This is a genomic window from Paraburkholderia sp. UYCP14C (assembly GCF_004197395.1).
GTDB lineage: Bacteria > Pseudomonadota > Gammaproteobacteria > Burkholderiales > Burkholderiaceae > Paraburkholderia.
The window spans coordinates 79,197-92,203 of the sequence record NZ_SELS01000018.1 but is presented as its reverse complement, the minus strand read 5'-3'; the positions used below and the strand labels follow the sequence as shown (position 1 = coordinate 92,203).

At 66.3% G+C, this 13,007-nt stretch carries 11 protein-coding genes; 5 read left to right on the top strand and 6 right to left on the bottom strand.

The genetic code is table 11. From position 1 onward, the window contains the following. Positions 1-51 precede the first annotated feature (51 nt). The 3 genes from EVC45_RS18430 to EVC45_RS18420 form a co-directional block, all read right to left on the bottom strand. Positions 52-840: a TatD family hydrolase gene (locus EVC45_RS18430; protein WP_129959371.1), complete on the bottom strand. Its 789-nt coding sequence runs from the start codon at positions 838-840 to the stop codon at positions 52-54. Between the two features lie 99 nt (positions 841-939). After that, complete coding sequence (gene lolD, locus EVC45_RS18425) at positions 940-1,695, bottom strand: lipoprotein-releasing ABC transporter ATP-binding protein LolD (RefSeq protein ID WP_129959370.1); 756 nt, start codon at positions 1,693-1,695, stop codon at positions 940-942. Next, positions 1,688-2,941: a lipoprotein-releasing ABC transporter permease subunit gene (locus EVC45_RS18420; RefSeq protein WP_129959369.1), complete on the bottom strand. Its 1,254-nt coding sequence runs from the start codon at positions 2,939-2,941 to the stop codon at positions 1,688-1,690. Before EVC45_RS18420 ends, lolD begins: the two co-directional genes overlap by 8 nt. Positions 2,942-3,299: 358 nt before the next feature. On the opposite strand from EVC45_RS18420, the gene EVC45_RS18415 reads away from it, so the two are divergent. The 5 genes from EVC45_RS18415 to EVC45_RS18395 all read left to right on the top strand — a co-directional run bounded on the left by EVC45_RS18415 (position 3,300) and on the right by EVC45_RS18395 (position 10,147). Next, positions 3,300-4,433, top strand: coding sequence for a regulator (locus EVC45_RS18415; RefSeq protein ID WP_129959368.1), 1,134 nt, complete (start codon positions 3,300-3,302; stop codon positions 4,431-4,433). A gap of 16 nt (positions 4,434-4,449) precedes the next feature. Then, entirely contained in the window at positions 4,450-6,156 is a 1,707-nt protein-coding gene (gene recJ / locus EVC45_RS18410) for a single-stranded-DNA-specific exonuclease RecJ (RefSeq protein ID WP_129959367.1), read from the top strand. Positions 6,157-6,267: 111 nt separating this feature from the next. Next, positions 6,268-7,372, top strand: a protein-coding gene (gene prfB, locus EVC45_RS18405) for a peptide chain release factor 2 (RefSeq protein WP_129959366.1) whose coding sequence is annotated in 2 segments (ribosomal slippage) — positions 6,268-6,348 and positions 6,350-7,372 — 1,104 coding nt in all. Because the reading frame shifts where the segments join, the coding sequence is not laid out codon by codon here. A gap of 132 nt (positions 7,373-7,504) precedes the next feature. Then, positions 7,505-9,076 carry a lysine--tRNA ligase gene (gene lysS, locus EVC45_RS18400; protein WP_248295180.1) on the top strand — a complete coding sequence of 524 codons (1,572 nt, stop codon included), beginning with the start codon at positions 7,505-7,507 and terminating at the stop codon, positions 9,074-9,076. A 321-nt stretch (positions 9,077-9,397) separates the two neighbouring features. Then, positions 9,398-10,147 (top strand): glycine zipper 2TM domain-containing protein, encoded by a 750-nt coding sequence (locus EVC45_RS18395; RefSeq protein ID WP_129959365.1) that lies wholly within the window; start codon positions 9,398-9,400, stop codon positions 10,145-10,147. Between the two features lie 102 nt (positions 10,148-10,249). Here EVC45_RS18395 and iscX read toward each other — a convergent pair whose 3' ends face one another. The 3 genes from iscX to hscA all read right to left on the bottom strand — a co-directional run bounded on the left by iscX (position 10,250) and on the right by hscA (position 12,894). After that, the gene (gene iscX, locus EVC45_RS18390; protein ID WP_013588918.1) at positions 10,250-10,447 is read right to left on the bottom strand and encodes a Fe-S cluster assembly protein IscX; all 198 of its coding nucleotides are present in this window, start codon (positions 10,445-10,447) and stop codon (positions 10,250-10,252) included. Between the two features lie 15 nt (positions 10,448-10,462). After that, entirely contained in the window at positions 10,463-10,804 is a 342-nt protein-coding gene (gene fdx / locus EVC45_RS18385; RefSeq protein ID WP_129959364.1) for an ISC system 2Fe-2S type ferredoxin, read from the bottom strand. A 218-nt stretch (positions 10,805-11,022) separates the two neighbouring features. Next, entirely contained in the window at positions 11,023-12,894 is a 1,872-nt protein-coding gene (gene hscA / locus EVC45_RS18380; protein ID WP_129959363.1) for a Fe-S protein assembly chaperone HscA, read from the bottom strand. Positions 12,895-13,007 lie beyond the last annotated feature (113 nt).

Below are 13,007 nucleotides of genomic sequence, written 5' to 3'. Positions count from 1 at the left end.
CGCCGGGCGTGGGCGTCGCCCGGCGCGAACCCTTTCGATCAACGAAATCGATTATGCAGAGGAAAGCGCGAGTCGAGGCAGCGCGGCGAGCGCGTTAGCCGTTGTGCCAAGGGCGGCTGCGTCGGAAGTGACACCGCGCAGTTGCGCGAGGCTCGCGCCGATCGCCGGAATCTGCTCGGGCGAATTGCGCTGCCTGTACATCCACGACGGCGCGATATCGGGCGCGTCGGTCTCGACCACGAGCGCGTCGAACGGCAACTGTTCGGCGAGCCGCCGGATCTGCCGCGCGCGCTCGAACGTCAGGTTGCCGCCGAAACCGAGATGCATGCCCTGATCGATATAGGCCTGGGCCTGCTGGAAACTGCCGTTGAACGCGTGCGCGATGCCGCGATGAATCTGATGCCGGCGCAGTCCCGCGATCACCTGATCCTGCGATTTGCGCACATGGCAGATCACCGGCAGATCGAATTCGCGCGCGAGCTGCAACTGGCCGTTGTAGAAGAACTGCTGGCGCGCCTCGTCGAGACCGTCGACGAAATAGTCGAGCCCGATCTCGCCGATGCCGACGAAGCGCGGATCGTCGAGACTCGCCTCGATCTCCATGCGCAGCAGGTCGAGGTCGGAATCGATCGCGCGAGGCGTGTACATCGGATGGATGCCGAGCGCGTACGCGCCGCCGGCGACGCGATGCGCGAGCTCGCGCACCGCCGCGAAGTTCTGTCGCCCGATCGCCGGAATCACGATGCGCGACACGCCCGCATCGCGCGCGGACGCCGCGACCGCGTCACGGTCGGCGTCGAACTCCGAAGCGTCGAGATGGCAGTGCGTATCGATCCACATGGGTTCTCTCGCTGGCAGTGGGACCGGACCGATGGCGGCCCGGCGGTTCGCGGCGACGCCCAGTCATCCGCGACCCGCAACGACCGTGCCGGCCGGCACTCAGACCGGAACCGGCGGTTCCTCGTGCAGCACGCCGTCGCGCAGCCGCATGATGCGGTCGCAGCGGCCCGCCAGTTCCGGGTCGTGCGTGACGATCACGAAGCTCGTCTCGAGCGTGCGCGACAGTTCGAGCATCAGGTTGAACACCGTGTCGGCGGTGCCGCCGTCGAGGTTGCCGGTCGGCTCGTCGGCGAGCACGCAGGCGGGCTTCGTGACCAGCGCGCGCGCGATCGCGACGCGCTGACGCTCGCCGCCCGACAGCTCGCCCGGCCGATGCTTCGCGCGATGCCCCATGCCGACGCGCTCGAGCACCGCCATGGCCTCGCGGCGCGCGACTTCGGTCGTCTCGCGACGAATCCGCAGCGGCATCGCGACGTTATCGAGCGCGGTAAATTCCGGCAGCAGATGGTGGAACTGATAGACGAAGCCGAGCGCGCGATTGCGCAGGTCGTTGCGCTCGCGCTCGGAGAGCTTGGTGAACGGCTTGCCGAGCACCGACACCTCGCCCGCGCTCGGATCGTCGAGACCGCCGAGCACATGCAGCAGCGTGCTCTTGCCGGAGCCCGACGCACCGACGATCGCGAGCTTCTCGCCACGCCGCACGGCGAGTTGCGCGTCGTTGAGCACCTGCACGTTCAGGCCGCCCTGCACGAACGATTTGGAAATGCCGGTGGCTTCGAGCACGAACGGATACGACGCGGGGTCCTGAGCGGTCATGGATGAATCGATGGAAGGATGGACGAGGCGGTCATTCATAGCGCAGCGCCTCCGCCGGACGGACTTTCGCGCCGCGCCAGCTCGGATAGAGCGTCGCCAGCGCCGACAGCACGAAAGCGATGATGCCGATCCGCGCGACATCGCCCGGAACCAGTTCGGACGGCAGCTCGCTGATGAAATACACCGACGGCGGCAGGAACTGCACGCCGAGCAGATGCTCGATCATCGGCACGAGCCACGGAATGCTCCACGCGATCAGGCAGCCGAGCACGACGCCGGTCGCCGTGCCGATGAAGCCGATCGTCACGCCCTGCACGACGAAGATTTTCATGATCGAGCCGGGCTGCGCGCCGAGCGTGCGCAGGATCGCGATATCCGCCTGCTTGTTGGTCACCGTCATCACCAGCGACGACACCAGATTGAACGCGGCCACCGCGATGATCAGCGTCAGGATGATGAACATCATGCGCTTCTCGATCTGCACCGCCGAGAACCAGGTCTTGTTCTGCTGGGTCCAGTCGCGGATGTACAGATCGCCCGACAGCGTGCGCGCGAGCTGATGCGCGACTTCCGGCGCGCGCTGCATGTCGGCGAGGCGCAGCCGCACGCCGGTCGGCGCGGGCAGCCGGAACAGCGCCTGCGCATCCTTGATGTTGATCAGTGCAAGCGTGCTGTCGTATTCGTAGTGGCCCGACTGGAAGATGCCGACCACCGTGAACTGCTTCAGGCGCGGCAGCATGCCGGCCGGCGTAATCGTGCCTTCGGGCGCGACCAGCGTGATCTTGTCGTTCATCTGCACGCCGAGGCTGGCGGCGAGATCCGCGCCGAGCACGATGCCGAACTCGCCGGGCACGAGGTCGGTCAGCCTGCCGCCCTTCATTTCCTTGCCGATGTCGGACACTTCGGGCTCGAGCGTCGGCTCGACGCCGCGCAAGGCGACGCCGCTCACCGCGTCCTGGCGCGTGAGCAGCGCCTGCGCTTCGACATAGGGCGCCGCGCCGATCACCTCCTTGTTCTGGCGCGCTTCCTTCGCGGTCAGTTGCCAGTCGGGCATCGAACCGGTCGGCGAAAAGATTTCGACGTGCGCGAGCACCGACAGCATGCGGTCGCGCACGTCCTTCTGAAAACCGTTCATCACCGACAGCACGACGATCAGCGCCGCGACGCCAAGCGCGATGCCCGACATCGACACCAGCGCGATGAACGAAATGAAGCCGTTACCGGTCGTGCGTTTGCCGGCGCGTGTGTAGCGCCAGCCAATCTGCCATTCGTAGGGAAATTTCAAGCGAATCCTTTTGTGCGTTCTTCGACTGTATCTCGGGACCGGCGGACATCGAGCGTGCGCCGTGCGGCCCGAGCGTCGTGATCGTTGGGCTCGCGGCGGCGCGGATCGTTCCGCGCGCCCGCCCGGCCGCCGTGCAGCCGCGCCCGTGCGCAGAGGAGCGGCGGCACGGTGCGCGACCCTGCCGCGCCCGGCGTCGGATCCGGCGCGCCGCGTCCAGCGATCAAGCGATCAAGCGATCAAGCGATCAAGCGCGAAGTTTGCCACACAATCCCGCCGGCTCGCGCAAAGGGCGTGCCTCGGCCGTACCATCGACAAACCGGCCGTCCTTCGTCGAAATACTCACACCGTTTGCCCTACAATGCGCAGCATCATGCCTGCCGACCGCCTCCATCTTCTGCTGCCCTTCGCGCTGCCCGCCGCGGCCGACGCCTCCACCGCGCTTCACGACATCCAGAGTCCTGCCCTCGACAGGCTGATCGCTCGCGCGACGCTGGTCGAACGGGTGATCGGCGAGGATTTTCAACGCACGCTGCCGCACGAGCGCTGGGTCGCGCGGCAATTCGGCGCGCTGCCCGATGACACCTCGGGCACCCCGGGCGCCTCGGCCGCCGCCGACGAAGCCCCGCTCGCGCCCTACATGCTGCGCGCCGACGGCGGCGACCCCGGCAACGCGACGTGGGCCTGCGTGCAGCCGGTGCACGTGCACATCGCGCACGACCACCTGGTGCTGATCGATCCCGCGTCGCTGGATTTGTCCGACGACGAAGCGAGCACGCTGCTCGCGCTGGCGCGTCCGCTGATCGAGGAACTCGGCGTGCGCATCGAGGCGCCGAAGCCGACCCGCTGGTATCTGTCGAGCGACGCGTTCGGCTCGCTCGCGGGCGCGTCGCCGCTGCGCGCGAGCGGCCGCAACATCGAGATCTGGCTGCCGCACGAAGCGCACTCCGGCGAACGCTCGCGCGCATGGATGAAGCTGCAGAACGAAGTGCAGATGGCGTGGTTCGAGCATCCGGTCAACGAAGCGCGCGAGGCACGCGGGCTCCCCTCCGTCAACTCGATCTGGTTTCACGCGCAAGGCGTCGCGCGGCCGGTGCGCAGTCCGTTCGCGCAGGTGTTGTCGGATGCGGCCGCGACGCGCGGTCTCGCGCTCAGCGCGGGGGTCGTGACAGGCGCGCCGCCGGCGTCGTATGGCGCACTGTCGGCGGCGCTGCGCGTTGTGACCAATGGCAGCAGCAGCGGGGTAACGCTCGTCGAACTCGATCCGTTCTCCGCGCCCTACATCGAACAGGACTGGGCGCGTTGGAACCAGGCATTCGCCGAACTGCAGACCGACTGGTTCGAGCCCGCGCTCGCGGCGCTGCAGTCGGGCGAGCTCGCCGAACTCGCCCTCACGCTGTGCGGCGACACCGGCTCGGTGACGCTGACGGTCACGCGCGGCGATCTGCGCAAATTCTGGCGGCGGCGCGTGCTGGCCTCGCTTTTCATCGAATGATCCACGGCCCTTCCGCATGACCCGAATCGTTACGCGCCCCTGCTCCCCCGTCGACGCCGAAGTGCTGACCCGCTGCGGCATGCATCCGGTGCTCGCGCGCCTTTACGCATCGCGCGGCGTGTGCCTGCCCGAAGACGTCGAAACCGGCCTCGCGCGGCTCGTGCCGCCCGCCGAAATGAAGGGCTGCGACGCGGCCGCCGCGCTGCTCGCCGACGCGCTCCAGCAACAGCGCCGCATGCTGGTCGTCGCCGACTATGACTGCGACGGCGCGACCGCCTGCGCGGTCGCGGTGCGCGGGCTGCGCATGTTCGGCGCGCGCATCGACTATCTGGTGCCGAACCGCATGGAGCACGGCTACGGGCTCACGCCGGACATCGTCGAGCTGGCGGCGCGCAGCGCGGCCGGCAAGCCCGATCTGCTGATCACCGTCGACAACGGCATCGCCAGCGTCGATGGCGTCGCGGCGGCCAACGCGCTCGGCATCGACGTGCTCGTCACCGACCATCACCTGCCCGGCGACGAACTGCCCGCCGCGCGCGCGATCGTCAATCCAAACCAGCCGGGTTGCACGTTCCCGAGCAAGTGCCTGGCCGGCGTCGGCGTGATGTTCTACGTGCTGCTCGCGCTGCGCGCGGAACTGCGGCGCCGGGGCGCGTTCGGCGACGCGCTGCCCGAGCCGCGCCTCGACGGTCTGCTCGATCTGGTCGCGCTCGGCACCGTCGCCGACGTCGTCAAGCTCGACGGCAACAACCGCGTGCTGGTCGCGCAAGGTCTGCAGCGCATCCGCCACGGCCGCATGCAGCCGGGCATCGCCGCCCTCTTTCGCGCCGCCGCGCGCGATGCGCGCAACGCGTCCGGCTTCGACCTAGGCTTCGCGCTGGGACCACGCCTGAACGCGGCCGGACGGCTGTCGGACATGTCGCTCGGCATCGAATGCCTGACCACCGACGACGTCGGCCGCGCGTGGGAACTCGCGCAGCAGCTCGACACGATGAACCGCGAGCGCCGCGAAATCGAGGCCGGCATGCAGCAGCAGGCGCTCGACGACCTGTCGACGGTCGACCCCGACGGCTCGACCACGATCACGCTGTTCAATCCGGGCTGGCATCAGGGCGTGATCGGCATCGTCGCGGGACGGCTGAAGGAGAAGTTCCACCGCCCGTCGTTCACGTTCGCGCCCGCCGACGATACCGGCGGGCTCGTCAAGGGCTCGGGCCGCTCGATCGCGGGCTTCCATCTGCGCGACGCGCTCGATCTGATCTCGAAGCGCGAACCGGACCTGATCGTCAAATTCGGCGGCCACGCGATGGCGGCGGGCCTGACGATCGCCGCCGCCGACGTGCCGCGCTTCACGGCCGCGTTCGAGGCGGTCGGCCGCGAATGGCTGTCGGCGGAGGCACTCGCGCGCACGGTCGAAACCGACGGCGAGCTCGAAGATGCGTATTTCACGCCGCAATTCGTCGAAATGCTCGACGCGGCAGTGTGGGGCCAGGGCTTTCCGGCGCCGGTGTTTTCGGGCCAATTCGAGGTCGCGTCGCAGGCGCTCGTGAAGGACAAGCATCTGAAGCTGCAACTGCTGCGCGGCCGCCAGCGCTTTAACGCGATCTGGTTCAATCACACAGATACGCTGCCCGCCCGCACCACCGTCGCCTATCGGCTCTCGAGCGACACATGGAACGGCGTGTCGCGCGTGCAATTGATCGTCGAGCACGCGCTCAGCTGAAATCTTCCGCAAAATCAATCGCGAACACGCGCCGGATCGCCCGCGAGGCGCCGGCGCGGCATGCCGATCGGCTATAATTTCTCCCTTTTCACGAAGCAATAGAAGATCGACATGGAAGCGGAACGTCTCAACGCGATCGAAGCCTCTCTGGCCGACCTGCGCAAGCGCGCGGACGACCTACGGGGGTATCTTTGACTACGACGACAAAGCACTGCGTCTAATCGAAGTCAACCGGGAACTCGAAGACCCGGACGTCTGGAACGACTCGAAGCACGCCCAGGCACTCGGTAAGGAAAAAAAGCTGCTCGACGACGTCGTCGGCAAGCTCACGTCGATCACGAACGACGTGAACGACGCGCAAGACCTGTTCGAGATGGCGCGCGAAGAAGCCGACGACGAAACGCTCGTCGCCTGCGAAGCCGATGCGCAGGGCATTGAAGCGCGCGTCGCCGACATGGAATTCCGCCGCATGTTCGCGAACCCGGCCGACCCCAACAACGCGTTTCTCGACATCCAGGCCGGCGCCGGCGGCACCGAGGCGTGCGACTGGGCATCGATGCTGCTGCGCCAGTATCTGCGTTATTGCGAGCGCAAGGGCTTCAAGACCGAAGTGCTCGAGCAGACCGAAGGCGACGTCGCCGGCATCAAGAACGCGACGATCAAGATCGAAGGCGAATACGCGTACGGCTTCCTGCGTACCGAAACCGGCGTGCACCGTCTCGTGCGCAAGTCGCCGTTCGACTCGTCGGGCGGACGTCACACGTCGTTCTCATCGGTGTTCGTCTACCCGGAAATCGACGACTCGATCGAAGTCGAAATCAACCCGGCCGATCTGCGCATCGACACGTACCGCGCTTCGGGCGCGGGCGGTCAGCACATCAACAAGACCGACTCCGCGGTGCGTATCACGCACATGCCGTCGGGCATCGTCGTGCAGTGCCAGAACGACCGCTCGCAGCACCGCAACCGCGCCGAAGCGATGGCGATGCTGAAATCGCGCCTGTACGAAGCGGAAATCCGCAAGCGTCAGGCCGAGCAGGACAAGCTCGAAGCCGGCAAGACCGATGTGGGTTGGGGTCATCAGATCCGTTCGTACGTGCTCGACAACAGCCGCATCAAGGATCTGCGCACCAACGTCGAAATCAGCAACACGAAGAGCGTGCTCGACGGCGATCTCGATCCGTTCATCAGCGCGAGCCTGAAACAGGGCGTCTAAGCGCGCACGGCGCGGCCTCGTTCACCGAGCGGGACTGCGCTTCCGTTTTTCCAGTACCGCCTGAGGTTTTTACACTGACTGGCTTCCCGCCCATGGAGCACTCCGCGGCGGGCCACCGAATACCAAATCATCATGACCGAACCGACCCAGCCGAATGCGGCCCAGCGGAATGCCGCCCAGCGGAATGCCGCCCAGCCGACCGTCGTGCCCGAAGTGGACGACAACAAGATCATCGCCGAGCGCCGCGAAAAGCTGCGCGAGCTGCGTGAGCAAGGCGTCGCCTATCCGAACGATTTCCGTCCCACGCACCACGCCGAAGATCTGCAGGCGCAGTACGAGCACACCGACAAGGAAGCGCTCGAAGCGAATCCGCTCGAAGTCGCGATCGCCGGCCGCATGATGCTGAAACGCGTGATGGGCAAGGCGAGCTTCGCGACCGTGCGCGACGGCTCGGGTCAGATCCAGTTCTTCATCACGCCGGCCGACGTCGGTCAGGAAACCTACGACGCGTTCAAGAAGTGGGACATGGGCGACATCGTCGCCGCGCGCGGCGTGCTGTTCCGCACCAACAAGGGCGAGCTGTCGGTGCGCTGCACGGAGCTGCGTCTGCTGTCGAAGTCGCTGCGTCCGCTGCCCGACAAGTTCCACGGTCTCGCCGACCAGGAAATGAAGTACCGCCAGCGCTACGTCGATCTGATCGTCACGCCGGAAACGCGCCGCACGTTCGTCGCGCGTACCAAGGCGATCGCGTCGGTTCGCAATTTCATGGCCAAGGCCGACTTCATGGAAGTCGAAACGCCGATGCTGCATCCGATTCCGGGCGGCGCGGCGGCCAAGCCGTTCTCCACGCACCACAACGCGCTCGACATGCAGATGTTCCTGCGCATCGCGCCGGAGCTGTATCTGAAGCGTCTGGTGGTGGGCGGCTTCGAACGCGTGTTCGAGATCAATCGTAACTTCCGCAACGAGGGCGTGTCCGTGCGCCACAACCCGGAATTCACGATGATCGAGTTCTACGCGGCCTACACCGACTACAAGTGGCTGATGGACTTCACCGAGCAGCTGATTCGCCAAGCCGCGATCGATGCGCTCGGCACGGCCACGATCACCTATCAGGGCCGCGAGCTCGATCTGTCGAAGCCGTTCCATCGGCTGACGATCACGCAGGCAATCCAGAAGTACGCGCCGCAATACACGAACGAGCAGCTCGCCGACGGCACGTTCCTGCGCGCCGAGCTGAAGAAGTTCGGCGTCGATGCGTCGCAGCCGCAGTTCCTGAACGCGGGCGTCGGCTCGCTGCAACTGGCGCTGTTCGAAGAGACCGCCGAGTCGCAACTGTGGGAGCCGACCTACATCATCGACTACCCGATCGAGGTGTCGCCGCTCGCGCGTGCGTCGGACAAGGTGGCAGGCATCACCGAGCGTTTCGAACTGTTCATCACGGGCCGCGAAATCGCCAACGGTTTCTCGGAGCTGAACGATCCGGAAGATCAGGCCGCGCGCTTCAAGAAGCAGGTCGACCAGAAAGACGCCGGCGACGAGGAAGCGATGTTCTACGACGCGGACTACATCCGCGCGCTCGAATACGGCATGCCGCCGGCGGGCGGCTGCGGTATCGGCATCGACCGTCTGGTGATGATGCTGACCGATAGCCCGAGCATCCGCGACGTGATTCTGTTTCCGCATCTGCGTCGCGAGGATTGAGCGGCACTGAGCGCGTAATGCGAAGGTTGTTAAGAACGCCCGGTTGATGCCGGGCGTTTTTTATGCGCTCGTTCTCGCCGCGCGGGACCGTTTTCTGCTTCTGATCGTTTGTAACCAGCGGTAAAACCTGCACGATTGCGCGCACGTCTGCGTGGTCGCGATCGTCTTGAAAGCTTGCTGATACTACGGCGCGCCACGTAAAGGCCGCCGAGCAACTGCACAACGCCACCGCGCCGGTTACAAATAGAAACGCTGCCCGGATCGATTTGCCCGACACTCAGTCTCACTAAAAGTCGGCTCTGTCAGAAACGGAGGCCCCACATGGACACCCCTACTCATCAACCCACGCAGCAACATCGTCTTCATCCGTTGATCGCGGTCGCCGCCGGCGCAGTGCTGGTCGCGAGTCTCGTCGCTACCGCGGCGATCACCGGCGTGTTCCCGAAGGCGTCGGGCAACGGCGCGCAGACCGATCAGACGCAAGCCGCGCAAGTCGGCACGCAACCGCCGGGCGTCGTCGATTCGGCCGCGCCGGTCAATCCGGCGGCGCAACAGCAGCAGGTTCAGGCTCAGCAAACGGAGCCGGCCGCTCCAGCCGCGGTGCCCGCTCCGGTGCAGCAACAGCAATACGCGCAGCAACAGCAGGCGCAGGCCGCGCCGCAGTCGCAGGCCGCGCAACCACCCGAGCCGCAAGCGGCGCCGCAGTATGCGCAGCAGCCGGCCCCGCAAGGCGCTTACTGCTCGACTTGCGGCACCGTCGCGGCGATCTCGGCGGTTCGGCATGAAGGACATGGCACGGGCATTGGCGCGGTCGGCGGCGCGGTGGCCGGTGGCGTGGTCGGTAACCAGTTCGGAGCCGGCGGCGGCCGTACCGCGATGACGCTGCTCGGCGCGCTCGGCGGCGGGCTCGCCGGCAACTCGGTCGAAAAACATCTGCGCAGCACGACGTCGTATTCGGTGCGCGTGCACATGGAAGACGGCAAGACGCGCTACTTCACCTATCAAGCGGCGCCGCCGTTCCACGATGGCGAACGCGTGCGCGTCCAGAACGGCACCCTCGTCGCCGACTAGGCTCGACGCTCTGCGTTTTCCGCCGCGGCAATGAAAAAAGGCGATTCCGGTGGAATCGCCTTTCCTTTTCTTTGGAGTTCGGCGCGCAAGCGCCAAAGACACTCAATAATCCGCGTCTTCGATCCACGCCGCCTGAATCGCTTCGAGAATCTTTTCGTTCGAGCGGTTAGGATCGTCGTCGAAGCCTTCGAGCTCGGTCACCCAGCGATGCAGGTCGGTGAAACGCACCTGCTGCGGATCGACGTCCTGATGCTTGTCCGTCAGAGCCATCGCGATGTCCTGCGTATCGGTCCACTTCATGGCGGCGCCCTCCTGTTAGTGGTTTTCCTTCGCGTGATTGATCGAGTAACGCGGAATTTCTACGACCAGATCCTGCTCGTCCGGCATGATCGCCTGACACGACAGGCGCGACGCCGGTTCGAGCCCCCACGCCTTGTCCAACAGATCGTCCTCGTCTTCCTCGGACGGCGTCAAGGCGGCGAAACCCTCACGCACGATCACGTGACAGGTCGTGCACGCGCACGACTTCTCGCACGCATGCTCGATTTCGATACCGTGTTCGAGCAGGTTGTCGCAGATGCTCTTGCCGGGAACGGCGTCGATCACCGCGCCTTCCGGGCACAGTTCGACGTGAGGCAGCACAACGATTTGAGGCATACAGTTTCCGTTTGGGTCTGAGGCACGGCGGCTGCCAGCAATGCCGCGTGCAGGCTCCGTACCATTTTACTGGCGCCGCGCGGACTTTTTAAGTCCACGCGGCGCGCTCCGGTGGTGCGTGGGAGGTTCGCTGTTCGTCCGTGAAGCAAGTGCGCGGTGCCAGTTCGTTCACGCGACGCGCATGCCGCGTGCGCGCGGCCTTCGCGACGTTCGCCCGTTCAGATCTCGTCGAGCTTGCGGCCCGACAGCGCGCGGCGAATTCCCTTGTTCATGCGGCGCGCGGCGAATTCGTCGGTGCCTTCGGCGAGCGCCTTCGTCGCAGCTTCGATCGCGCCGACGTCCTCGCCCGGCGCGACGTTGCGCAATGCCGCGAGCAGCGCGTCGAGTTCGGCGCGTTCGCTGTCGTCGAGCAGCTCGGCGTCGGCGGCGAGCGCCGCGTCGGTCGCTTCGACGAGACGCTGCGCTTCGACCTGCGCCTCGCGCAAGGCGCGCGCCCGCATGTCGATCTCAGCGGTCGAAAAACTGTCTTCGAGCATGCGTGCGATGTCGTCGTCGGCGAGGCCATACGACGGCTTCACGACCACCGATGCCTCCACGCCCGACGCGAGCTCGCGTGCGAACACGGACAGCAGGCCGTCGGCGTCGACCTGATAGGTCACGCGAATGCGCGCGGCGCCGGCGGCCATCGGCGGGATGCCGCGCAGCTCGAAGCGCGCGAGCGAACGGCAATCGCTGACGAGCTCGCGCTCGCCTTGCACGACGTGAATCGCCATCGCGGTCTGGCCGTCCTTGAAGGTCGTGAAATCCTGCGCACGCGCGACCGGAATCGTCGAGTTGCGCGGAATGATCTTCTCGGTGAGACCACCCATCGTCTCGACGCCGAGCGACAGCGGAATCACGTCGAGCAGCAGCCATTCGTCGCCTTCCGCGCCGCGGTTGCCGGCCAGCAGATCGGCCTGGATCGCGGCGCCGAGCGCGACGACCTGATCCGGATCGAGATTGACGAGCGGCGGCTGGCCGAAGAACGCCTCGACCGCGCGGCGGATCACCGGCATGCGCGTCGCGCCGCCGACCAGCACGACGCCCTTGATCTCCTTCGTGGTGACCTTCGCGTCGCGCAATGCCTTTTTCGTCGGACCCAGCGTGCGCTGCACCAGCTCGGCCGTGATGGTCTCGAACGTGGCTTCGTCGATCGTCAGATCGAGCGCGGTGCCGTTGGCAAGCGTGAGCTTGAGGGTTGCCTGCGGTGCGCTCGACAACGCCTCCTTGGCCTCGCGCACGCCATCGAGCAGCAGACGCACATCGTGCGGCGCGAGCGTGCGCGGCGCGATGCCGGCCTGTTCGAGCACATGGCGGTACAGCGCATGGTCGAAGTCGTCGCCACCTAGCGCGGAATCGCCGCCGGCTGCGAGTACTTCGAATACGCCCTTGGTGAGCTTCAGGATCGACAGGTCGAAGGTGCCGCCGCCGAGGTCATAGACCGCGTACAGACCTTCCGCGCCGTTGTCGAGACCGTAGGCGATCGCGGCCGCGGTCGGCTCGTTGAGCAGACGCAGCACGTTCAGGCCCGCGAGGCGCGCGGCGTCCTTGGTGGCCTGGCGCTGTGCTTCGTCGAAATAAGCCGGCACCGTGATCACCGCGCCGACCAGCTCGTCGCCGAGCGTGTCTTCGGCGCGCTGACGCAGCGTCGCGAGAATTTCAGCCGATACCTCGACCGGGCTTTTCACGCCGTCGACGGTGCGGATCTGCACCATGCCGGGCGCGTCGACGAAATCGTACGGCGCGTTTTCGGCGCCCTCCACCTCGGCCTTGCCGCGGCCCATGAAGCGCTTGACCGACACGATCGTGTTGCGCGGGTCGCTCGCGGCCTCGGCCTTCGCCCGGCGGCCGATGCGACGGCCGCCCTGCTCCAGGTAGCGCACCACCGACGGCAGCAGCACGTGCCCGTCTTCGTCGGGCAGCACGTCGGGCAGGCCGCTGCGCACGGCGGCGACGAGGGAGTTGGTGGTGCCGAGATCGATACCGACCGCCAGACGCCGCTGGTGAGGCGCCGGCGCCATGCCGGGTTCGGAGATTTGCAATAAGGCCATCTGGATCTTCTCGGGGACGTTGTGCCCCGTCCTGAATGTTCGCGTTGCTGGGGGTGATGCCGCGGCTCGCGGCCGCTCTGGTTGTTGTTCGTCGCTTGCTACGTTGCTGCTTA